21 protein-coding genes and 1 pseudogene are annotated in these 22493 nt (G+C 68.0%); 9 read left to right on the top strand and 13 right to left on the bottom strand.

Annotated features, from left to right (window positions below; translation table 11 throughout):
• Positions 1–4 precede the first annotated feature (4 nt).
• Positions 5–718: a hypothetical protein gene (locus IPP98_11425; protein ID MBL0179720.1), complete on the bottom strand. Its 714-nt coding sequence runs from the start codon at positions 716–718 to the stop codon at positions 5–7.
• A gap of 136 nt (positions 719–854) precedes the next feature.
• Positions 855–1367, bottom strand: coding sequence for a GNAT family N-acetyltransferase (locus IPP98_11420; GenBank protein MBL0179719.1), 513 nt, complete (start codon positions 1365–1367; stop codon positions 855–857).
• Positions 1368–1485: 118 nt separating this feature from the next.
• On the opposite strand from IPP98_11420, the gene IPP98_11415 reads away from it, so the two are divergent.
• Entirely contained in the window at positions 1486–2076 is a 591-nt protein-coding gene (locus tag IPP98_11415; GenBank protein ID MBL0179718.1) for a photosynthetic reaction center cytochrome c subunit, read from the top strand.
• 112 nt (positions 2077–2188) lie between these two features.
• Here IPP98_11415 and IPP98_11410 read toward each other — a convergent pair whose 3' ends face one another.
• Complete coding sequence (locus IPP98_11410; GenBank protein ID MBL0179717.1) at positions 2189–3409, bottom strand: cytochrome-c peroxidase; 1221 nt, start codon at positions 3407–3409, stop codon at positions 2189–2191.
• Positions 3410–3654: 245 nt separating this feature from the next.
• Between IPP98_11410 and IPP98_11405 the strand changes: the two genes are divergently transcribed.
• The 5 genes and pseudogenes from IPP98_11405 (at position 3655) to IPP98_11385 (ending at position 9039) form a co-directional block, all read left to right on the top strand.
• Positions 3655–4182 carry a DNA-3-methyladenine glycosylase I gene (locus tag IPP98_11405; protein ID MBL0179716.1) on the top strand — a complete coding sequence of 176 codons (528 nt, stop codon included), beginning with the start codon at positions 3655–3657 and terminating at the stop codon, positions 4180–4182.
• Positions 4183–4251: 69 nt separating this feature from the next.
• Positions 4252–4407 (top strand): annotated as a pseudogene (locus IPP98_11400) (PHP domain-containing protein).
• Positions 4408–4840: 433 nt separating this feature from the next.
• Positions 4841–7363 (top strand): DNA polymerase III subunit alpha, encoded by a 2523-nt coding sequence (locus tag IPP98_11395; protein MBL0179715.1) that lies wholly within the window; start codon positions 4841–4843, stop codon positions 7361–7363.
• A gap of 90 nt (positions 7364–7453) precedes the next feature.
• Positions 7454–8056, top strand: coding sequence for a YceI family protein (locus IPP98_11390; GenBank protein MBL0179714.1), 603 nt, complete (start codon positions 7454–7456; stop codon positions 8054–8056).
• Positions 8057–8253: 197 nt separating this feature from the next.
• Positions 8254–9039, top strand: a complete 786-nt coding sequence (locus IPP98_11385) for a DUF72 domain-containing protein (protein ID MBL0179713.1) — start codon at positions 8254–8256, stop codon at positions 9037–9039.
• Here IPP98_11385 and IPP98_11380 read toward each other — a convergent pair.
• The 7 genes from IPP98_11380 to IPP98_11350 all read right to left on the bottom strand — a co-directional run bounded on the left by IPP98_11380 (position 8996) and on the right by IPP98_11350 (position 15033).
• Positions 8996–9607 (bottom strand): TetR/AcrR family transcriptional regulator, encoded by a 612-nt coding sequence (locus tag IPP98_11380; protein ID MBL0179712.1) that lies wholly within the window; start codon positions 9605–9607, stop codon positions 8996–8998. The genes IPP98_11385 and IPP98_11380 overlap by 44 nt on opposite strands.
• 181 nt (positions 9608–9788) lie before the next feature.
• Positions 9789–10298 (bottom strand): hypothetical protein, encoded by a 510-nt coding sequence (locus IPP98_11375; GenBank protein ID MBL0179711.1) that lies wholly within the window; start codon positions 10296–10298, stop codon positions 9789–9791.
• A 297-nt stretch (positions 10299–10595) separates the two neighbouring features.
• Positions 10596–11789: a 4-hydroxy-3-methylbut-2-enyl diphosphate reductase gene (locus tag IPP98_11370; protein MBL0179710.1), complete on the bottom strand. Its 1194-nt coding sequence runs from the start codon at positions 11787–11789 to the stop codon at positions 10596–10598.
• Positions 11790–11869: 80 nt separating this feature from the next.
• A complete protein-coding gene (locus IPP98_11365; GenBank protein MBL0179709.1) occupies positions 11870–12412 on the bottom strand; it encodes a hypothetical protein in 543 nt (180 codons plus the stop codon).
• The gene (locus tag IPP98_11360; protein ID MBL0179708.1) at positions 12409–12717 is read right to left on the bottom strand and encodes a hypothetical protein; all 309 of its coding nucleotides are present in this window, start codon (positions 12715–12717) and stop codon (positions 12409–12411) included. The genes IPP98_11365 and IPP98_11360 overlap by 4 nt, the downstream gene beginning before the upstream one ends.
• A complete protein-coding gene (locus IPP98_11355) occupies positions 12653–14566 on the bottom strand; it encodes a hypothetical protein (protein ID MBL0179707.1) in 1914 nt (637 codons plus the stop codon). The genes IPP98_11360 and IPP98_11355 overlap by 65 nt, the downstream gene beginning before the upstream one ends.
• A 5-nt stretch (positions 14567–14571) precedes the next feature.
• Entirely contained in the window at positions 14572–15033 is a 462-nt protein-coding gene (locus IPP98_11350) for a hypothetical protein (protein ID MBL0179706.1), read from the bottom strand.
• Positions 15034–15129: 96 nt separating this feature from the next.
• On the opposite strand from IPP98_11350, the gene IPP98_11345 reads away from it, so the two are divergent.
• Together IPP98_11345 and IPP98_11340 are read left to right on the top strand one after the other, a co-directional pair.
• Positions 15130–16467, top strand: a complete 1338-nt coding sequence (locus tag IPP98_11345) for a hypothetical protein (GenBank protein MBL0179705.1) — start codon at positions 15130–15132, stop codon at positions 16465–16467.
• Positions 16400–17176 carry a hypothetical protein gene (locus tag IPP98_11340; protein ID MBL0179704.1) on the top strand — a complete coding sequence of 259 codons (777 nt, stop codon included), beginning with the start codon at positions 16400–16402 and terminating at the stop codon, positions 17174–17176. The genes IPP98_11345 and IPP98_11340 overlap by 68 nt, the downstream gene beginning before the upstream one ends.
• Here IPP98_11340 and IPP98_11335 read toward each other — a convergent pair.
• Both IPP98_11335 and IPP98_11330 read right to left on the bottom strand, forming a co-directional pair.
• Positions 17173–18081, bottom strand: coding sequence for a DMT family transporter (locus IPP98_11335; GenBank protein MBL0179703.1), 909 nt, complete (start codon positions 18079–18081; stop codon positions 17173–17175). The two genes, IPP98_11340 and IPP98_11335, sit on opposite strands and share 4 nt — an antisense overlap.
• Positions 18078–20711 carry a DEAD/DEAH box helicase gene (locus IPP98_11330; GenBank protein MBL0179702.1) on the bottom strand — a complete coding sequence of 878 codons (2634 nt, stop codon included), beginning with the start codon at positions 20709–20711 and terminating at the stop codon, positions 18078–18080. Before IPP98_11330 ends, IPP98_11335 begins: the two co-directional genes overlap by 4 nt.
• A 156-nt stretch (positions 20712–20867) precedes the next feature.
• Here IPP98_11330 and IPP98_11325 point away from each other — a divergent pair, with 156 nt between their 5' ends.
• Positions 20868–21749, top strand: coding sequence for an SDR family oxidoreductase (locus IPP98_11325; GenBank protein ID MBL0179701.1), 882 nt, complete (start codon positions 20868–20870; stop codon positions 21747–21749).
• A gap of 21 nt (positions 21750–21770) precedes the next feature.
• On the opposite strand, the gene IPP98_11320 is transcribed toward IPP98_11325, so the two are convergent.
• Positions 21771–22280, bottom strand: a complete 510-nt coding sequence (locus IPP98_11320) for a hypothetical protein (GenBank protein ID MBL0179700.1) — start codon at positions 22278–22280, stop codon at positions 21771–21773.
• Positions 22281–22493: the final 213 nt, after the last annotated feature.

Here is a 22493-nt window from a genome sequence, read left to right as displayed (position 1 = left end):
GAAGCTACTTCACCTTCCACGCCCCCGAGATGGCGAAGGTCTCCTGCGAGATCATCGCGCGGGCGAGCTGCGGTGCGGGCGCCGGTCGCCGAAGCAACACCAGGAGCAGGATCGCCACGCCCACGGCCGCGAGGAAGACCTCGGGGATGCCGGCAACGGTCGCCGGGTGACTCGCGAAGACCGCGCTCAACCAGACGCGCTTGAGCAGCATGTCCCAGAACAGGGGCAGCACCAGAAACGCCGCGAGCAGCTGCAGTCGGTTGCTGTGTTGCAGCGCACGATAGGCCGTGAGGACGGGCGGCCAGAAGAGCAGCAGGGTCAACGCCAGCATCGGCAGCCAGAGGACGTTGCCCGGGGCAAAGGCGCGGGCAACCACCATTTCATCGCCGCCGCGAATCAGCACCGTCACGACGCGCGCCAGCGGCAGGTTGGCCAGGATGAGCGTGACACCCGCGCGCGCCTCGCCATGATGGATCATCGCGCGGCCGCCCCAGATCAGCAGCCAGGTCAGCAGCGGCCCGGCGAGCGTGGCAAGGAGGGAAACCCCGGTCGCGGAGCAACCCGCCGGCCGCTGGAACTGCCAGAAGCTCATCGTCCCCCACGTGCCGCAGGTCAGACGCACGGCGAGGTGGTGGACGAGTTCGTGCGCCCCGAGACAGAGAAAAGAGAGGGCGGCAAACTGCAGCAGGTAGCGGACGTTCAGGGGCAACCGGGTCATGCGGGGACTACGGAGAGGACGGGGAGTGGGTTTCAGGGTGTAACAGATAAGTGAACGGTGAACGGTGACAACGAGACGTGAGACGTAAGAAGTGAAACGTGCCCGCATTACGGGCCCCCGTTTCACCTCTCACGTTTCACCTGGTTCCCGTCCACCGTTCACCGTTCACCTGCTTCCCCATCACAATCATCTCCGCCGGCCGTCTCAGCTTCCCGGCATCCGGGAACGGCTTCCGCGCCATCTCGGCAAAGCCAAACTTCGCATAGAACGCCGGCAGTTCCCGCCGCAGGTCGACCATCTCGAGCTGGAGCCTGGGGAGGCCGAGCTGGAGGCAGCGCGCCTCCATGGCGGCCAGCAGGGTGCGCGCATGGCCCGCGCCCTGGCCAGCGGGGTCGACGGCGAGGAGCCCGAACCAGCCATGATCGCCGCGGTTCTCGAAGTGCACCGCGGCGGCGAGGCCCTCGCCGTCGGCCCGCTCTACGACCAGGAATTCGGCCTCGGCGCGCGAGAAGCGCTCCAGCAGTTCCGCGGGTTCGATCCGGTCGCCATCGATGAAGAATTGCTCAACCTGGTAGGCGAGATTCACGACGCGGAGGATCTCCGACAAATCGGCCACGGTGGCGTGACGGGCGGCTGACGCAGTGGGCATCCCCAAGGCTACTGCGCCCACCCGCGACCGCGGTAGGTGCCGGGCCGCCTTGGCGCGGTACATTGGTGGGTCGCCATCGTTCCTCGGATCACCCACTTCCCTCGTTCGGAGCCATGCCATGGTGTCTTCGCGCACCGCCTTGACTGCCCTTGCCGCAACGGCACTTCTCGTCGCCTGCCATCAAACACCGGCCACGACACCGACGCCAGGGAGTGGCGCGACGGCCGCGCCCGCGCCCACGCCCGCGCCCGGACAGCCCGGTCCTGGTGGAGGTCGCGGCGGTCCGCGCCCATCACCCGACTCGCTGATCAAGCTCCGCGCCGGCGTGCTGAAGACGGTTGCCGCGACGATCGCCGGCCGCGAGAACGAGCCCGCCGAGGTGGTCTTCAAGAACATTCAGGTGCTGAAGGGGAAGACCGCGGCCGAGGTGCTCACCACGATGGAGAACTACTCCAACGCGCTGACCGCGCAATGCACCACCTGCCATGTCGCTGGTAGCTGGGCCGACGAATCGCGCCAGAACAAGTCGCGCGCGCGGATCATGCAGACGATGGTCAACTCCATCAACGGCGAGCACATCCCGAAGATGCAGATGTCGGGCGCGGCGCAGGTGACCTGCATGACGTGCCATCGTGGGCTGCGCACGCCGAATCAGGCGATTGACGCGGGGCTGCAGAAGTTGAATGAGGCAGCGAAAGCTGGGGGGTGAGCGGTGAACGGTGAACGGGATCCAGCGTGAAAGGTGAGACGTGAAACGGGAGCCAGCGAGTGGCCACCGTTTCACGGTTGACCTTTCACCAGCCCCGTTCACTGTTCACCGTTCATCTCTTGAACGGATCCCCGAACTTCGCATCTCCCGCCAGCTGCGTATCCGTCAGCGTCTGCAGGAAGGCCACCAGCGCCGCGCGATCGCCAGCGTTCAGGTTGAGGCGCAGTGGCGTGCCGCCGGGGCCGCGGAGGCGCTGGTCGAGCGCCGGTCCGTCCTGCACTCCGTTGTTGTAGTGCGCCACCACCTGATCGAGCGTGCTGAAGCGTCCGTCGTGCATGAAGCGCCCGGGCACGCCGCTGTTCTTGAGCGAGGGCGACTTGAAGATCCGCGTCTCGCCGGCATCGAGGCCGTTGCTGAGCGAATTCCCGGCGAGCGCGAAGGTCGGCGCCACATGACAGGCGACGCACCCGGCCCCGCCCTGGGGCGGCGCGGTGAAGAAAAGTTCGCGGCCGCGGTTCTCCTGCGCCGTGAAGGTCGGGATCGGCGTGTTGACGCCGCGATCCGGCAGTCCCGGATTGAAGACCTGCGCGTACCCCGTGTCCCACCGACTCGACGTCGAGATGATGCTGCGCACGTACTGTGCGATGGCGCGTTGCATCCGGTCGGTGGTGACGGTCGAGTCGCCATAGACCAGGGCGAACAACTCGCGATAGTAGGCGAGTCCCTGCAGCCGTGCGTTCACCGCGACGAGGCCGCCGTGCGTGGCATCGAAGCCCATCTCGACCGCGTTCTGGATCGGCTCGATCGTCTGCGCCTCAAGCGTGGGCGCGCGACGATCCCAGAAGAAGTTGCCGGGGCCGTAGAAGCGGGCGTTGACCAGCCGCATCGAGTGGGCACTGGTGAGGCCACCCTCGAAGCCCACCGACAGTTGGGCCTCGTCGCCGAAGCCGCTGGCTTGGGCATGGCACGACGCACACGACTTGGTGTTGTTGATGCTCAGTTGCCGATCGTAGAAGAGGACCCGCCCAAGCGTTGCCCCCGCGTCGGTGATCGGCGCGTTGCGGCCATTGTCGGTGTTGCTCCCGATCAGCCCGGCATAGTGTGGCGGAAGTGCCGGCGCCGCGTAGTTGGGGAGCTGTGCCGGATTGATCGTCAATGCGGCGGTCACCCCGGCGAACGTGACCGGCGTCGGAGCTGGCGGTGGAGTGACGACCGCGACCGGCGATTCGGAGGTGGTGGGAGTGCCGTCGCTGCCGCATCCCGCCAGGATGACGAGGAGCAACGACCAGCAGGAGGCGCGGCGCGCCGCTCGAACGATGGATTGGGTGGGCATGCCCCAAGGACGGCGGCAGCGGCGCAACGTTAAGTGATGCAACGAAAACGCCGGAATCGCAGGCGACCCGACCCCAAGCGGAGGCTCCAACCCGCACTCGAGATCCCGTCTCCTGCGATCCGGCGTCTGCACCGAACCAACTGGCAGGAATGTAGCTTCGGTGTATATTCGGGTCAACCCCATCGACCATCGATGATCGATGATCGACCATCGATGATCCATCATCCATCATCCTGCGGTTTCCCATGTCCTACTGCACCATCGCCCCCGGCCATCCCGTCCACGGCTCCTACCACGACACCGAGTACGGCTTCCCGCTCCGCGACGATGCCGGCCTCTTCGAGCGCCTCATTCTCGAAATCAATCAGGCCGGGCTGTCGTGGGAGACCATCCTGAAGAAGCGCGAGGGGTTCCGGCGTGCCTACGACGGTTTCGATCCGCACGTCGTCGCCGCCTATGGCGAGACCGAACGCGCGCGCCTCCTCGCCGACGCCGGCATCATCCGCAACCGCCTGAAGGTCGACGCCGCCATCCACAACGCGCAGCGCGTGGTGGCCCTGATCGCCGAGCATGGTTCCTTCGCGGCGTGGCTCGACGCGCAGGGTCCTCTCGACAAGCCGCAGTGGGTCAAGCTCATGAAGCGCGAATTCAAGTTCATGGGCGGCGAGATCGTCGGCGAGTTCCTGATGAGCATCGGGCGGCTGCCGGGGGCGCACGTTGGGGACTGTCCGATTGGTGCAGTGTTGCGGCGAGCGATGAGCGAAGGGTCATAGGTCATCAGTCATAGGTCGTAGGCTAAACGCATATGACTTACGACTTACGACTTACGACCTACGACCTGCATGTTCACCCACCTGCACGTCCACTCCTGGTTCTCCTTCGGCCTCGGCGTCTCTTCGCCGGAGGTCCTGGTCGAGGCCGCCGCACGCCGAGGGTACCGCACCCTCGCGCTGACCGACACCAACGGCGTCTACGGCGCCGTGGAGTTCCAGAAGGCGTGCGAGGCTGCCGGCATCCGCCCGATCCTCGGTGCCCACCTCGTGGCCAACGGCCAGGACGCGGTGATCCTCGCCGAAGATGCCCGCGGCTGGGGCACGCTGGGCCGCGCCGTGAGCGCAGTGCACTGGGACCCCGACCTCGCCCTCTCCGCACAACTCGCCGTCGATCGCGAGGGCCTCACCGTCATCACGCAGGACGTCGCGCTGCTCGAGCGGTTGGTGAAGCTCTCCGGCCCCGCCGGCCTCTGCGCCGAGTTGCGTCCGGGCCCAGATCGCCACGCCGTCCTCGCCGCCGCCCGCCGCCTCGGCATCCCCGCCGTCGTCACCGGCGGCGTGGTGATGGCGCATGCCGAGGACTGGAACCGCCACCGGCTGATCCAGGCGATCCATGGCAGCAGCACGCTGGCAGAGGACGGCGCGGGCGGGGGCACCGGTGTACGGGCGCAGCGGGCGGCGTAGGGCGCAGCATGCTGCGCCCCTACCAGGATCCCCCCGCGACGCCTGGCTCCGCCCCGCCGCCGATCTCGAACGCCACTTCCCCGATGTCCCCGAGGCCTTCGCCGCCGCGGCCGTGATCGCCGAGCGCTGTCAGTATCGCATCCCGATCGGCCGCACCATCGCGCCCCGGCATGCCGAGGCCAGTGACGCCTTGCAGCAACTGCGCTCGCTCGCCTACGAAGGGGCGCTGCGTCGCTACGGCACCATCGCGCCGGTCACGCGCGATCGACTCGAGCACGAGCTCGCCATCATCGGCATGAAGGGCTTCGCCGACTATTTCCTGGTGGTCCGCGACATCGTTCTCCACGGCCCGACCCATTGCGGCCGCGGCTCGGTCGCCAACTCGATCGTCTCCTACTGCCTCGGCATCACCCACGTCGAGCCGCTCGGCGCGGGGCTCCTCTTCGAGCGCTTTCTCAATCCGGCGCGGCGCGACCCGCCCGACATCGACCTCGACTTCCCCTGGGACGAACGCGACCGGATCCTCGCGTGGGTCTTCCGCAAGCATCCACGCCCGCGCGCCGCGATGGTCGCCAACCACAACTGCCTCCGCCTCGCCGGCGCGCTGCGCGAGGTCGCCAAGGTGTTCGGCCGGCCGGCCGCCGAGATCCGCGACATCACCCGGCGCATTCCGCACTTCGGCAGCGGCGAGCCCGTCAACGAACTGCTCGCCTCGCATCCCAACTTCCGCGGGATGCGGCTGCCGCAGGGATGGGACCGGATCACCACGCTGGCCGACAGCCTGGTCGGCACGCCGCGGCATCTCTCGCTGCATCCGGGCGGCGTGGTGATCGTCCCCGGCGCGCTCACCGACGTGGTGCCGCTCGAGCCCGCCGCGAAGCGGCTCGCCGACGCCCCCGACCTGACCGTCCCGGTGATCCAGTTCGAGAAGGACGGCGCCGAAGACGCCGGGCTCGTGAAGATCGACCTCCTCGGCAACCGCTCGCTCGCGGTGATCCGCGATGCGATCGCGATGGTCCACGTCAACACCGGCGTGCAACTCGACTACACCTCGCAGCAGGCCGGCAACGATCCCGCAACGCGCGCCCTCTTCCGCACCGGCGACACGCTCGGCGTCTTCTACACCGAGTCGCCCGCGAGCCGCATGCTGAACCTGAAGAGCCAGGCCGAGTCGTTCGAGTTGCTGGTGCTCAACACCAGCATCATCCGCCCCGCAGCCAATCGCTTCATCCAGCAATACCTCGAACGGCTGTACGGCATGGAGTACGAGCCGCTGCATCCCTCCCTGCGCGACACCCTCGCCGAGACGTTCGGCGTGATGGTGTACCAGGAAGACGTGGTGAATGTCGCCCATGCCTTCGCCGGACTCGACTGGTCGGCCGCCGACGGGCTCCGCAAGGCGCTCGCGAAGAAGCGCCCGGGGAAGCAGCTCGCCGCCTACTTCGAGGAGTTCGTGCGCGGCGCGCGGGCGCACGGGCGCGACGAGGCCAGCATCATCACCGTCTGGGAGATGGTGCTCTCCTTCTCCGGCTACTCCTTCTGCAAGGGCCACTCCTGCTCCTACATCCAGGTGGCGCAGCAGAGCGCCTACCTGCGCGCCAATCATCCCGCCGAGTTCATCGCGGCCGTGCTCTCGAATGAGGGCGGCTTCTACCGCAGCTTTGCCTATGTCGCCGAGGCGCGGCGCATGGGGGTCGCCATCCTGCCCCCCTGCGTGAATGCCAGTGCGTGGCGCTGCACCGGCCACCGCGAGGGGATGCGCGTCGGGCTGATGTTCGTGAAGGGATTGTCGCGGGAGGGCGCCGACCAGCTGCTCGCCACGCGCGACACGAGCGGTCCCTTCACCTCGCTCGCCGACCTCCGCACCCGCAGCGCCATGGCACCCGACGATATCCGCCTGCTGGTGAAGGTCGGCGCGCTCGATGGGATCGCGGGTGGGATGACTCGGCCGCAACTGTTGTGGATGGTCGATACGACCGACCGCGGAGTGACGGCCGCTGCTGAGGAGATGCTGACGACGCCACCCCCCGTCCCCACGCTTCGCGACTACGACACCGAACGCAAACGGCGCGATGCCTGGGCCCTGCTCGGCTTCTGCCTCGACGCCCACCCGATGGCGCTGCACGCCGAAGAGCTCACCCGCTTCCGCCTGGTGAAGAGCAGCGACTTGCAACGGCACGTCGGCAAGCGCGTACTGATGGCCGGGATGTACACCACCGGCAAACCGGTCCACACCGCGACCCACGAACCGATGCAGTTCGTCACCTTTGACGACGGCGACGGGTTGATCGAGTGCGTCCTCTTCCCGGCGGTCTACAGGGAGCGCGCCCACGTCCTCTTCGACCAGGGGCCCTTTATTTTCCGTGGCGTGGTGGAGGAATCGTTCGGGGCGTTGACCGTGACGATCAGCCACCTGGAGCGGCTGGAGCGGATGCTGGCGCGATTGGGACCCCGCCCGCAGGGCAGCTCGGAGTCATCGATGATCGATCATCGATGATCGATCATCGATGGCGGTGCAACCCCCCGTGCCCTCGCCCCGTATTGATTCGTCACCTGCGATGCACCCCAATCTGGAGTCCCGGACCCGATGACCCGCCTTGCCACGACCCTTGCCCTCCTGAGCCTGACTGCCACCCCGTTGGCCGCCCAGAGCCACTACACGCTGAACCCCACCGGCACCGAGGCGCGCTATCAGGTCCGGGAGCTGCTCGCCGCCAACACCATCGAAAATGACGTCGTCGGCAAGACGGCCGGCGTGACCGGGGGGATCGCGCTCGACAAGGCGGGCAAGGTGGTCTCCTCCGGCTCCAAGATCACGATCGACCTCACCCTGCTGAAGACCGACCGCGATCGCCGCGACGGGTACGTGCAGCGCAACACCCTCGAGACGGCGACCTACCCGAACGCCGTCCTCGTCGTCAAGGAGATCACTGGCCTCCCGGCGAAGATGCCAACCAGCGGTGCGCTGAACTTCACGTTGGTGGGCGACCTGACCCTCAAGGGGGTCACCAAGCCAACCACCTGGACCGTCACCGCCACCGCGAGCCCGACCGGGCTGACCGGGACGGCCAAGACGAAGTTCGTCTTCTCCGATTTCGGCATTGCGGTGCCTCGCGTGCCGGTGGTGGCGCGCGTGGATGATCCGATTCAGCTGGAGCTGGATTTCAACTTCGTGAAGGACGGGAAGTAATCGATGATCGATCATCGATCATCGATTTGGTAGTATAGTTTCGGGGTGCACCCTCCTGGCCCCTCCCCGCCGAAGTCGCCGCCCTCGCGGATCAGCTCTCCCCGCTGATCCGCTTTGGCTGTTCCTCCTGGACGTATCCGGGGTGGACGGGGCTGATCTACGAGAAGCCGTATCCGGCGACCGGGGCTGGCGCGAAGATGCTGGCGGAGTATGCGCGCTGGCCGCTCTTCCGGACGGTGGGGATCGACTCCTTCTTCTACACGCCGCCCTCCGAGCGGACGCTGGCGAGCTATGCCGCGGCGCTCCCCGCCGACTTCCGCTGTGTCAGCAAGGTCTGGGATCGGATCACCGCCCACACCTTCGCGAATCCGAAGGAACGAGCCCACTTCGGCCAGCTCAACCCGGACTGGCTCAACGCCGACCTGTTCACCAACGAAGTGCTGGGGCCGATGCAGGCGCATTTTGCCGAGCACATTGGTCCGTTCGTCTTCGAATTCCAGACGATTGCGCGAACCGCCAAGCTCGGTGCCGCCGACTTCGCGATGCGACTCGATGCCTTCTTCGGGCAGCTCCCTCGAGGGGTCCCCTACGCCGTCGAGCTCCGCAACCAGGAGTACCTGGGCCCGGAGTACTTTGCGGTGCTGCGGACCCACGGCGTCGCGCATCTCTTCAACAGCTGGACTCGGATGCCGTCGATCGGCGAGCAGTTCCAGCTGCACGATGCCATCACGGCCGACTTCCTGGTGGCGCGGGCCCTTCTCCGCCCGGGTCGGAGCTACTCGACAGCGGTCGATGCGTTCGCGCCGTATGACCATGTGCAGGACGAGAACCCTGAGCTCCGCGGCGACCTCGCGGCACTCGCCAAGGCAGCCCTCGAACTCCGCGTCCCCGCCTACCTGATCGTCAACAACCGCGCCGAAGGGTGTGCCCCGCTCACGATCACCGCGGTCGCGCGCCAGCTGGTGGCATCGGCCGGCCAGTAACGATCGATTCGGCCAACGCGGCCGGTTCGGGCACCATGGCCTCGTCGAGCACGGCCACCCCACCGCTGGCACGGAGCCGTACCAGACCGAGGAGCGCGGCCCAGACCGCCACAGCCAAGCGGATCGCCTCCTCGGCTGACTCACCACCGATTGATCGCTCGACCACCCCGACAAGTTCCGCGAGAAAGGACCCCCGCGCCTCCTCGAGATCGGGCCCGATCGCCCCACCGCCCCCCGCCATCAACTCCCACCACGCCGGGTGCTCCGCGGCGAAGTGGACCACCCGCCGCGCCCCCTCGGCGACCCTGACCCCACTCGGCGCCAGCGTGGCCGCCACCCGCCGGTACCCTTCGGCGGCGATCGCCTCCAGCAACGCCGACCGATCCGGGAAATGCCGGTACGGGGCTGACCCCGTCACGCCGACGCTTTTAGCCAGTTGCCGCAACGAGAGTTCGGCGACACCACCCCGCTCCAGCTGACGGATTCCCTCGCGAATCAACTCGGCGCGGAGATCGCCGTGATGATAGCCCGACTTCGGCTTGGCGTTGTCGTGCAACGGGTTAGGCATATGTGATCAATGTACACTTTGGCCTTGGAATCGCAAATGTGTGCATTGCGTACATTTGCTCAAGATTTTCGGTAGCGCTCTCTATCGCGCAGAGACGCAGCGTGAGCAGAAGCGCGGTCTGCCGAACGGTCCTTGGCTGTGAAGTCACGGACTCGCTGTTCGGCCCGGCGAGTATCGACCATTAGCCGCCGCTGAGCAGCACCAGGAGCTCTGCCCCGTGAACCCGCTCAGCCTCGCGGACGGTCTGCTCAGCAGCAGATGTACGCACTGCCCACATTTCTCGAGCGGCATTCAACCCGTAGCCGATCGGGCGCAGCGTCACACCGAATCGGGTGGCCACGGTGTCAGCCAGGGAGGCGAAGCGTGCGACCCATCGGGCTGCGGTGGGGCCGTCGGCAGCGAGCAGGAGCAGGTCGAGGGGATCGCCGATTCTCTCCGTGCGGGTGGCGACCCGTCCGACGACGGCGACCGAGAGGAGGGCGGGGTCGTGCGGGGTGGTTGCGGCAGCTCGCAGTTCGGAGCGGAGGGCCGGCCAGTGGTCGGCGCCGGCGCGGAGGACGGCGAGGATCGAGGGGGTGAGGCGATGAGAGGAGCGTACCTGCACGAGCCGCTCGCGTCCCCCGGCCAGTCGTTCGACGATGCCGGAGGCGAGCAGGTCGTCGAGCGCCAGCTCCACGGTCCGGAGGGCCATTCCGGTCCGCCGAGCCACTTCCCTTTGCTGGAGCGGGTTTGCGGCCGAAGCGAGCACTCGCATCACCGCGACCTTGCCTCGAGTCCCCAGAATGGCGGAGATCGGGTCGTGGATGGCGGCCGTTACTGGCGACTTTGGCATACATAAAGCAGTCGTATGACTGGTTTATTGTCAAGACGGCAAACGGGTACGGAGATGGTGAAAGGTTAAACGTGAAACGTGGGCCGCTCGTTGGCTCCCGTTTCACGTCTCACGTTTCACCCTTCGTCCCGTTCGCCGTTCGCCGTTCGCCGTTCCCTACCTCACTTCCACGCCGATCATCGCCCCCACCCGAGCGATCGTCTCGCCGATCTTGTTGTTGGGGGTCGAGGCGCCGGCGGTGATGCCGATGATCTTCGCGTCACCCAGCCAATCGGCCAGGACCTCTTCCCGCTTGGTGCGGACCGGCTGGTGCCGAAGGGTACCGGCCTCCGGGTCCACCCCCTCCGCATCCTCGAGGTGGTAGGTCCGGACGCCCTTGCTCTGGGCCAGGGCGGCCAGGGCGCAAGTGTTGGAGGAGTTGTAGCCTCCCACCACCAGCATCAGGTCGAGCGGCTCCTGGAGCAGCTCGACCACGGCATCCTGACGCTCCTGCGTGGCGGAACAGATGGTGTCGAAGGAGCGAAAATGATCGTCCACGGCGGCCTCGCCATAGGCCACGATCAGCGACTTCCGGAGCTCGGCCGCGATGGCCAGCGATTCCCCGGAGAGCATCGTGGTCTGGTTGGCGACCCCGATTCGCCGCAGATCAGCCGTAAAATCAAAGCCGGGCGAACAGGCCTTCGCGAACCGCTCCGCCAGCGCAGACGCGTCGCCCTTCCCCTCGATCACATCGCAGACCATACGCGCCTCGGCCATGTCGAAGACGACCAGGTACTTCCCGCCATCGTGCTTGGTCGCTTGCGACGCCGTGGCCTGCGTCTCCTCGTGGTAGTGCTTGCCGTGGATGACCGCGGTGTAGCCATCACGGGCATAACTGTCGACCCGCTTCCAGACGTTGAGGACCGACCCGCAGGTGGTGTCCACCAGCACACAGCCAATGGCGCGCAGCCGCTGGAAGTCCTTCATCGTCACGCCGAAGGCGGGGATGATGACGACGTCTTCGGGCGTGATGTCGGTGAAATCGAAGTCCGCGCCGGGGTTGTGCTCGAGGAAGATGATCCCCATCGCCGCGAGCTTCTCATTCACGTGCGGATTGTGAATGATCTCGCCCACCAACAGCAACCGACGATCGGGGAACTTGCGACGAGTCTCGTAGGCATAGTCGACGGCGCGATCGACGCCGTAACAGAAGCCGAATTCCTTGGCGAGCCGGAAGGTCAGCGGACCGACCTGCAGCCGGTTCCCGTTGGCCCGGACGGTCTCGACGATCCCGCTGGCATAGTCCGCCGAGCGCTGCGCCTCGATCTCGCCCTTGAGGCCGAAACCGCGGCGGAAGTAGGTGGATTCCATGAGGGGGAAGATACTCGACAAGGCGGGGATTCGAGAGCTGGGTGATCGATCATCGATGATCGATCATCGATCATCGTCCGTCAGGGGCAGCCCACCGCCCGCGACTCCACCTTCAGGTTCCGGAACGCCCCGGTGACGCTGATCGTGTCCGAGGACATCGGCGGTTGCATCCGGATCGTGAAGGTGGCGGAAAGACGCCCGCCCTGGGGCACCAACTCGACCAGCCCATTCTGACCGCGATACCCCGCGAGGATCGCGGTATCGGCTGGCCAGCGCAGGGCACTGGACGCCGCGGGGCGCGGGCCGCCAGCCGCCGCGATGAACTCGGCCGGCAGCACCGACATCGTCCCCTTCGCGAGCGTGTCGGCCGCATGGACGACCATCACGAAGCCGGTGTCGTTGGAGAGTCCCTCGACGATGGCGACGCGACTCCCCGGGCACCAGTTCACCGTCGCCGGGAGCGTGGCGCTCCCCTTGAACTTCCCCTTCCAACTGAGGGCGATGGCGTCCGCCGGCACGCCGCCCAGCGGCAGGGCGCCGTCACGCCCGCGCCACCACCAGAGCCCTGCCCCGGCGGCAGCCAGGAGCAGCGCCACGACGACGATCAGCCGGCCTCGGGTCACCGAGCCCCGCCAAAGATCAGGTCGAAGCGGAGACCGCGGCCGGCACGCTCGGTGAGTGGATGGCTCAGTTCGGCGCGGATGATCCCGCCAAGCACCGTGACACCGACGCCGGCCCCGGAGAGGAACGGAGCGTCGCCGAAGGCGTCCCGTCGACCCGCCTGTCCGGCATCGGCGAAGAGCACCGTCTTCACGGCGCCGCGACCGGCGCGCATCACGTCGAGCTGCGCCGACCAGAGGGCATCACCGCTCGCCACACCGAAGTCGTAGCCGCGCACCGTGTTGAGGCCGCCGGCCCGCAGCGCCATCTGCGGCACCAGGTCGCTGCCTTCTGCGAGGCCGCCCTTCAGCCGCAACGTCACCGCGCCGCGCCACCACGTCTGCCGCCAATCGGCGGTCAGTCGACCCGCGACCTCGCCATCCACCGCGACACCTTCCACCGGACAGACCGAACGCCCGCCCATACTGCTGCGCGGTATAGCGGAGCTGCCCGCCGGTCGCGAGACCCTCGCGGACCGTGGGATTGCCGGGGAAGGACCACGACTTGTCGAAGGTGTGCGGCAGGCCGCCGTTCGACTCGGTCGCCACGCTCTGCTGGTCGGCGATATAGCCGGCGAGGAGCAGCTCCCGACCCAACCCTGCGCTCCGCTCGAGCTGGAGCCGCACGCCCTGCGCGAGGAGATAGGCTCCTTCGTCGCGCCCGACCAGCATGCCACGCAGTGAATTGCCGAAGCTCAGCCCGCGCGCCCAGGGATCGATGTCGGCCAGATCGCGCCCACCGCTGATCGTGAAGCGCCCACTCGGCGCGTCACGCACGATCATGCCCGTCGCCATCACCCGATGGTCGGCAAGGCCATAGCGCGCCGTGGCAAACGCGGTCGTGAATCCCCACGGCGTCCCGAATCGCTGGCCATACGAGAAAGTCGTCCCCTGCACCCGGTTGAAGCGAATCATGTCCGGAAGCTTCTCCCACGCGAAGCCGAATCCCGGTTTGCCGCTCAACCCCGGCGGCAAGTCCTCGACGATGCCGGCCACGTCGGCCAACGCCTCGCGCAGCCGTGCCCGCTCGACCGGATCCTGTTCGAGCACGAGCGAATCGCTCCAGGCGGCGTACTGCCGCAGCGAGTCGACGGGCGGCCGATGCACCTGATACCGGCCGCCCCGCGCGAGGTAGCCGGTGTTGTCGCGGGCACGCAGGGAATCGGGAATGACGTTGTCACGCCGGGCCGCACGGAGCGAATCGCGCGCCGCGACGCGCTCTTCCCGGGTGGGCCGCGACGTCGAATCCCGGAACGCCGCCGTGAAGACGACGCCCTTGCCGGTGTTGACGTCGTAATCATCGAAGGTGGTCGTCGCCTCGAAGGGCACGGTCAGGCCGCCGCCGAGCGGCACCGTCACACGGCCCGAGAGGACTTGGCGTGCCGGCAACCAGTACTTGTTCTCCTGCAGCGAGTACTCGAGGTCGGCATCGAGCTGGACGAGCTGCTGCACGATGCGACCGGCACGCCGGGCACCGACCGAATCGCCCGACATCTCGTCGTCGAGATCGGTCCAGAGTTCCCGTCCGACAAAGCGGAAGGTGAATCGCACCACATCGCCGCTCTCGGTGTCGACCCAGAGTCGGCCGGCCACCGCGACCGCCGCATTCTCGCGCGGCATGATCGTGATCGAGCGGATGGTGAAGCGGCGGCCCTGCATGCCGATCACCAGCGAGTCGCCGGCGGCGTAGCGGTAGATCGCCTCGCCACCCTTCGAGAGCGGATGCGGCGCGGCGCGCGACGAGGCGTCGCCACCGAGCACGCGGATCGAGTCGCCCAGCGTGCGCGGCACGAACCAGGGCCGACTGAACGACGACATCAGGTTCACGCCATCGAGGCGTGATGCCTCGCGACGGCCGAGAATATCGACGCGAAGATCGTTGGGCAGCGACCAGTGGACCGTGCCGTCCTGTTCTTCGACGGCGGCGGTCGGCACATCCGCCCAGCGCCGTTGGCCAATCCCGAACGAGACGCGATAGCGGAGGTGGGCCTGATAGTCGCGGACGGTGGTATCGGCGGAGGCGTGACGCGCAACCGCACGAGCCACCAGGTCTCTGGTGGCTCGGTCGGCGTACGTGGTGGTGTCGGCGGCCTGTTGCCCGATCAGGGCGAAGGCCAACAGCGCTACGACGCCTGATCCCACTTGGTGCGCCCGTCACGGTGGAGGCCATAGGCACGGAGGCGACGCCACAGCGTGGTGCGCGAGATGCCGAGGGTCTTTGCCGTTTCCGCGAGGCGCCAATTGTGCGCCTCGAGCGAGCGGACAATCGCGTCCTTTTCTCGCTCCGCGAGGGTGGTCGGACCCTCCCGGCGGGGGAGGAAGATCGCCTCACCGAGTTCCAACGAACCAACCCGGATCGGGGCGAGCCGACCACCCATCCCGGCGAGCTCAGGGAGGAGGTCGTCCTTCTCACCGGCGGGATCCAGTCCAGCCTCGGCGAGGGAATCACGCCCGGAGGCGTTGAGGTAGAGAATCCGCCCGTCCTTGTCGAACACGATGACGCCCTCGTTGAATGAATCGAGGAGCGCCTTCGCGAGCGGCGAGAAGACCGACGGAAGGGTCGGGGTCATCATCGGCTGGGTCATGTCAGGTGATACGCCCAAGGGGGCCTCTTGGTTTCAGTTGGTGACGTGGGGCGGTTTCCTCTCCCCGCTCCGACGGGCCATATTCTTCCCTCATCCATGACTGATGCCCAAACGACCGCCTCCGTGTCACTCCGCCGCCCGCTCGGGAGCTGGCCGCTCATTGCGGCGGTCGCCTGTATCAGTGCGGGGCTGGTCGTCGGCCCCCTCCTCATTTCGCCGGCACCGGACTCGACCGTGGTCGCCGTCTCCGGGCTGGTGGCCCTGCTCCTGCTCGGACTGGGTGTCCTGGCGCTCATCCAGACGCCGGAGGCCCCACCGACCGCCCCATTCCTCGGGCTCGTCTCGGCCGCGGCCGTCCTGACTGCGCTCCTGTCCCTTGACGCGCCAGTCAGCAAGTCCACCCCGCTCGGGCTGTTTCTGATCGTCGGCCCGTGGCGTTACCTGTTGACGCCCGTCGTCGTCCACTTCGCACTCGCGGTCGCCTGGAACCACCAGCAGCGCTTCTGGTTCGGGATCGTGACCGGCTGGTATGCCCTCCACGGCGCCCTCTTTGTGGCCACCGCCGGGGGGATCGCCTTTGGCGAGGCGCCGCTCCTCCGGGTGGTCGACGGCTTCTTCCTGCGGCAGACCTTTGAACCGGTCGGGGCCACCCTGGCCGTCGGCGCGCTCCTGCTCTCGCTGGCCTCGTCCAATCGCCGGGCCTCCCAGCGCCAGGCCGTGAGCTGGACGCTGGCGGCGGTCCTCTTCGGCCTGGTCCCGGCGGTGGTGAGTTCGCTGGTGCCCGAGCTGCTGGGGTCGATTGGGCTCCCCATTCTCCCGGTCTTCACGACCCTTCCGCTGTTGGCCATCTTCGGCTTGGGGGGGATCCTTGCCCTGCCGATGGTCAATCCACGGAAGCGGGACCTGGCGGCCTATCGGCTCGCCCAGCGTCTGCTGGACGACGCCGACCTGCAAGCCGGCATTCGCGAGAGCGCCGAACAGTTGCGGACGATCTTCGAGGCGGAGGCCGTGGTGATCCGGATCGGGACGCCAGATCTGGAAGTCACGGTCGGGACCCCACGGCGCGCGCGGCCCGAGGGGGCGTTCGTGCCGGACGCCGAGACCTTCGACGAGCGGCGTTCGGTCGTGGCGCCGATCGGCCGGAGCGGCGATCCGCTCGGCGAGGTGTATCTCGAAGGGCGCTTTCCGGGGAGCCTTTGGCCGCCGCGAGCGGGAGTGGCTGCTCGCCTTTCTCGGGCCGATTTCCTCGACGATTCGAGTGCGGCGACGGGAAGCCGAGCGGGAGATGCAACTCGGCGGCTTTGCGCACGATGCCGGCGAAGTGAGTCGCGGGTTGGCGCACGCCACCGGGTTGTTGCCGGAGTTGGTGACCGACGACGGCCGCGGGCTGCCGTTGCCCGTCGACGCCAGCGAGGTGCTCACCCAGTTGAGTGACGGCAGCAAGGCCATCGGCGCGCGGAGTGACGGGCTCGAGACCGCGGTCGCGGAAGCGCGCGCGCACACCCGCGCGGCCACCGACGCCATCGCGCGCGCCGTCGACGGCCTGGCGGCACTGCGCGTGGACTTGTCCGCGATCGACCGACACAGTGAGGCCATCGCGGCGAGCAACGACACCGTGAGCGGGGTCGCGTTCCGCACCAACTTGCTGGCCAACACGGCGGCGCTCGAGGCAAGCCGCGCCGGCGCGGCAGGGCGGACCTTCACGGTCCTCGCCGAGGAGATCCGGCGCCTCGCCGATGCCACCACCGATGCGTCGAGCGCGATTGCCGCGCAGACGGCGGCCCTCGCCAGCGACGGCACCGCACTGCAATCGGAACTGGAGACGCTCCGCCACGCGTTGACCGAAGCGATTCGGGAGGCCGAGGCGAGCGAAGTGACCGCGCGCCGAATCACGGAACTCGCGGGCGGCCTCGAGAGTTCGGCCCGGGCGCTCTGGCCCGCGATCGAGGAAGCGAACATGGTGGCGGCGCGACGCAGCGCGCGTGATGAACACCTGACCGCCGTGCTGGAATCGTTCATGGCCGAACGCGCGCAGTTGGCCACGGCGCTCGCGGCCCACCGCGATGCCGTGGACCGCCTCGGCGAGCGGCTCGAGCGGTTGGTGCGTGCGGGACGTGGCCGGGCCCGACCCGCGGCCCGCTAGCTCTCCGCGCCCGCCGCCGAGGCCTCGAGCGCCATCTGCTCGGCGCGGAGGATGCACCCCAACCCCACAAAGATCGCGAGCCCGGCGCCGATCGCTCGCGGCGTCAACTGCTCGCCCGCGAGCACCAGCGGCGCGACCACCGCGGTCAACATCGGTTGCAGGTAGACAAAGCCGGCCACGACGTTCGACGAGGTGCGCTTGAGCGCCCAGAGATTGAGAAAGTAGGTCCCCACCGTCGGCCCCAACACGATCCAGAGCGTCCACCACCACGCCGACAGTGGCACCGTGGTCCAATCCAGATGCCAGAGCGCCCACGCGCCGATCGGGAAGTAGCCGATCGCGGCGGAAGTGAAGATCAGTGCGACCGAGGGAATGGAGCCGTGGCGACGCACCAGCGCTCGTGAGTAGACCAGATACAGCGCGTAGGCCACCATGCCGACTTCGATCGACAGGTTGCCGAGCGCGGTGTCATGATCGAAGGCGATGCGATCGGGCCCGATCAGCCAGACGGTGCCCACGATCGCGATCGCCATTCCGGCGAGCTTGAGGGGCGCGGGACGTTCGCGGCCGGTGACGACGCCGATGATGGCCGTGAGGACCGGAATGGTGGCGACGAGAATCGTCGCGTTGATCGCGGTGCTGTGGCGCAGGCCGAAGAGGAAGAGGGTCTGGTTGATCGCGAGGCCGAGCAGCCCGAGCCCGATGAGCCGCCAGCGATCGCCGCGCGGGATGACCACCACCGCCTGGCGACGCCGCACCAGATCGAAGACGATGGCACCACCGGCGAGCCGGAAGGCGACCAACGCAAACGCGGGAACGAACGGCAGCACGAATTTGCCGGTGATGGCGAGCGACGCGAAGAGCACCTGCACCATCACCAGCGCCAGGATGACGCCGAGGCTCACCGCCGCTTTCCTCCGCCGCGTCCGCCTTTGCCACCGCCCTTGCCGCCACGCCCTCCACCACCGCCGCCGCCACCACCGCCACCGCGACGGTCATCCCGGCCTCGCCCGCGACCACCACCCTGCCCACCACGGCCCCGGGCGTTGCGGTCGCGATCCTGCGGTCCGTGACCGGCACCACGCCGGCCCGGCGGGTCCATGCGCCGCGGCAGCGGACGCGAGAGAATCGCCTGCAACCCGGCCAGATCCTCAGCCTGCAACAGCTCATCCGCGCGCTTCACGGCAAAGACCACCGGCCGGTCGAGCACCGGAATGTCCTCCGCGACGAAGCGGCGCGCCTGCCCTTCGCGCAAGTAGAGCCGCGCGATCGGCAGGTTGTTGCGCACCTCGTAGCCGATCGGCGACGCGTCGCCATGGATGCGCACCGAGGTGGGCAAGGCGTCGAGGTGGCGCCGCGCGTCGAGCGGAATCATCGCCTCGGCATCGAGCGTGATGGCGGTCTTCTGGAAGCCCGCCCAACTGGTGACATCCTCCAGCTGCGCCCGGATCAGCGCCCGGATGGTGGCCGGATCGACCCCCTGCAGGGCACCGCCACTGCGCCGCCAGTATTCGTCGAGGTCGCGCACGATGCGGACGATGCGACCACGGTCAGGATGCTCGACCGACCCATCGAGCAACCCTTCCGTGAGCAGCTCCCGAGCCTCGGCCTGCAGCGCGTCGGGGATCTCGCCCTCGATGTGCTGCAGGTCGTGCTCGAGCTCGAAGCCGAAGTAGGCGAGCCGGCGCGAGATGCCGAGCCCCTGCCGATGCTTGTGCCCCGCGAGCACCACCTGCGGCGCCCCGTAGCTGGCATAGCGGCGGACCAGGTCGAAGGGAATCGTCGTCCCCTCGATGCTCGCGCGCGCCGTGCCGAAGCGGTCGGCAAAGTACCGCAGGTTGCCGGCGACGGCGCCCCAGCTCCCGGCCACCGAGGTCTTCGAGATGCGGGCGTCCTGTCCGTCCACCGTCCGCTCGTCGAGCACCAGCTCGAACGGCGCGATCCGCGCCAGCAGGTCGATGAACGCGGCGCGCCGATCGCGATCGGCGTAGGGAATCGTCGCCGGCAACTCGAGGTCGAGCGCGCGATAGACGGAGGCCATCGCCAGCGCTCCGTCTTCGATTGCCTTCTGCAGCACGCCCCGCTTCTCGGCCCAGAGGCCGAGGGCCTTCTCGTCGAAGACGTGGCGACGCAGTCCGTGCACCTCGCCCAACGTGCTGCACTGGTTCACCGCTTCGACCAGCAGGTTGTAGGCCGTGAGGTGGTCGCTGCCGGGCACCAAGGCGCCGTGCAGGTCGCGCTCCTCGCGGGTCATCCGGTGCAGCGAGTCGATGCCGCTCGCCCCGGCCACCAGCGGCAACAGCGTCTCGTCGGCGTGCACGAGCAGTTCCGCCCACGGCCGCTCGACCGGCAGCGCCTCAACGTCGCGGCCATACCGGGTGAGTCGGCCGTTCTCGATCAATCCGCGCGACGTGAGCCGCGCCATCGCCTCGCGGTACGCGGTGCGATCGAGCGGCACCGGCAAGTCGAGGCCACTGGCATCGACGCCGATGGCCGCGCAGGTCAGCGCGACACGCTCCGCATCGCCGGCCAACTGGAACTCCGGCGGCGCCGGCTTCAGGGTGGCGAAATCGAGTGCCCGATCGGAGAGGATCACCACCTGACCATTGGCAACGCGCCCGTGCACGCGGCCGGCCATCTGGAGGATCTCGTTGGCGCCGAGGTAGAGGCGATGCAGGACGTTCTTGCCGCGGTCGACGACGTTGCCGTAGCGGGCGTCGTAGATGATCACGGTGTCGAGGCCCGGCAGGTTGAGCGCCGACTGTCCGGCCGCCGTCATCGCCAGCAGGTACGGCTTCTTGACCTCGCCCTCGAGGAAGGGGCGGATGATCCGGATCGGCTCGCCGCCGTGATAGAACGCGGCGTTGAGCTTGGGGAAGCGCGCTGCCAGTCCTTCGCCCAGGCGCTCCACCTCGGCGCGCGTCGGGAGGAAGACCGCCACGCCGCGATTCTCGCGCACGAATCGCCGAATGGTGGCATCGTCGAGATACGCTTCCGGCTGCTTCGGTTCGACCGTGACGTGCGCACGGAGCGCCGGGTCGAACGCCGACGTCTCGAGCATCTCGTCGCTGTTCAGGTACGCGCGATAGAACGTCGGGTTGACCGTGGCGGAGAGCCAGATGAACCGGCACCCGGTTCGCTTCCCGAGGGCGAGGCAGAGTTCGAGCTCGGCGGAGGTCTGGTGGATCTCGTCGACGATCAGCGTGTCGCGGGGGGTCACGAAGCCGTCGGTCAGCCAGCGGCGTGCGATCCCCGTGGTGACCACAATGACATTCCACGACGGGGTGTCGGGGGTCGCCTCCCGCTCGCGGTTGACGACCCCGATCAGCAGCGGCTCGCGCAGGATCGCTTCGGCGATCAGCCGGGTGCCGAGCGTCTTCCCGGTCCCGGTCCCGGCGACGATGCCGAAGCCCTTGCCGGCGCCCGCCCACTCCATGAGCTCGGCGCCATGCTTCCGCTGCAGGAGCGTCTCGACCCGGGCATGGAGGGCGAGCTCGATGGTCTCGCACGACGCGCGGGTGGGGGCAATGACAATGACCCGACCGCGGGGGTGGTCGGCCCGGTGGTAGGCATCTGGGTCGGGCGGGAGGAAATGGTCGCGCTTGAGGTCCACAGGGGAAAAGTACATCCCCCGCGGCTATAATTGGGGCTGTGCAGGTTCGGGATTGTGCCGGGAGCACCGGCGGGAGGAATGATGGACGGGAAGGTCTGCCTGGTCACGGGAGCGAGTCGCGGCATTGGCCGCGCCACGGTCGAGGGGCTCGCGCGCCTCGGCGCGACGATCCTGATGTCGTGCCGCCACCGCGAGGCCGGTGAGGCGGCACGGCGCGAAATCATCGCCGCCACCGGCAATGCGCGGATCACGCTGCTGGTGGCCGATCTCTCCAGCCAGGCCGAAGTCCGCCGCCTGGTACAGGAGGTCAAGGCCGCGACGCCTCGCCTGGATGTCCTGATCAACAACGCCGGGACCTTCCAGATGCACCGCGAGGAGACGGTGGACCGGGTCGAAGCCACCTTCGCCACGAACCACCTCGCGCCGTTCCTCCTGACCACCGGTCTGCTCGACCTGCTCGAGGCAAGCGCCCCGGCGCGCGTGATCATGGTCGCCTCGGAGGCGCACCAGCGGGCGACCGACCCCGAGGACTGGGAAAGCACCAAGCGTTACAACGGCATCACCGCCTACGGGCGCTCGAAGCTGGCGAACGTGATGTTCTGTTACGACCTGGCGCACCGTCTCGAGGGCAGTGGCGTGACGATCAATGCCTGCCACCCGGGCGTGGTCGGGACGGAGCTGCTCGAGTCGGGGTATCGCCGCTGGTGGTCGCACTGGCTCTGGCCGTTCGTCAAGCGCTTCACGATTTCGCCGGAAGACGCCGCAACGTCCCTGCTGTACCTGGCCGCGTCACGCGATGTCGAGGGCGTCTCGGGGAAGTACTTCAAGCGTTCGCGCCCCGCCACGTCGTCGCTGCTCTCGCATGACGCGGTGGTCGGGGCGCGGCTCTGGAACGTTTCGCTGCGGCTGACCGGGCAACTGCCCGCCGTGGAAATCACCGGCGAGCATATCGCCCACTAGCCTGGGGAACTGCCCCGCCGGTTACTGGCGGGGCCGGGACCGGTCTTCGTACCGGGTGTTCGGGCGCGGGGGATCGCGACGGTCGTCACGATCGTCGCGATTGCCGTATCGGTCATCGCGCCGATCGTCGCGACGGTCATCCCAGCGATCGTTGCGGTGGTCGTCGCGGTACCGGTAGAAGTCGCGATCGCGCGGCTCGAAGAAGTACTGGTTCCGGTAGTAGTAGACCGAGACCGGGCGGGCACCGCGGACCTGACGCTCGTAGTAGCGGCCATTGACCACGTAGATGGTCACGGGGCGCCAGTTCCGGTACTCCTTCTTCCACTGGCCGTAGTTGCGCGACGAGTAGTCGCGCACCTCGACGATGTAGCGGCGGTCGTCGTAGCGGTCATCGCGGTCCACGATGACGGGGCGATGGGTGCCAAGAATCGGGATGTCGATATGGACGCTGGCCCGGACCTGGGCCGAGAGCGGAGTGATGGCAAGGGCCAGGGCGGCCATCGGGGTGAGGACGAACGATGCGGTGCGCATGAGAGCCTCCAGCAGGAAGTGAACGGTGAACGGTGAACGGTGATCGATGCCATCGGTTGCGGCGCTGCGGCTCGGAGGCCCGTTCACCGTTCACCGTTGACCGTTCACTGAAGTGCCAGCGCCGTGCCACACCGAAATCCCATGTCCCACAAGGAGTTACGTCACTGCCCCGCGCGGAGGAGTGTCCTGATTCGTGGACACCTGTCCGATGGT

Source organism: Gemmatimonadota bacterium, assembly GCA_016720805.1.
Taxonomy (GTDB): Bacteria; Gemmatimonadota; Gemmatimonadetes; order Gemmatimonadales; family GWC2-71-9; genus Palsa-1233.
Note: the sequence above shows the minus strand (reverse complement) of the source record. Positions and strands in the feature narration are given on the sequence as shown.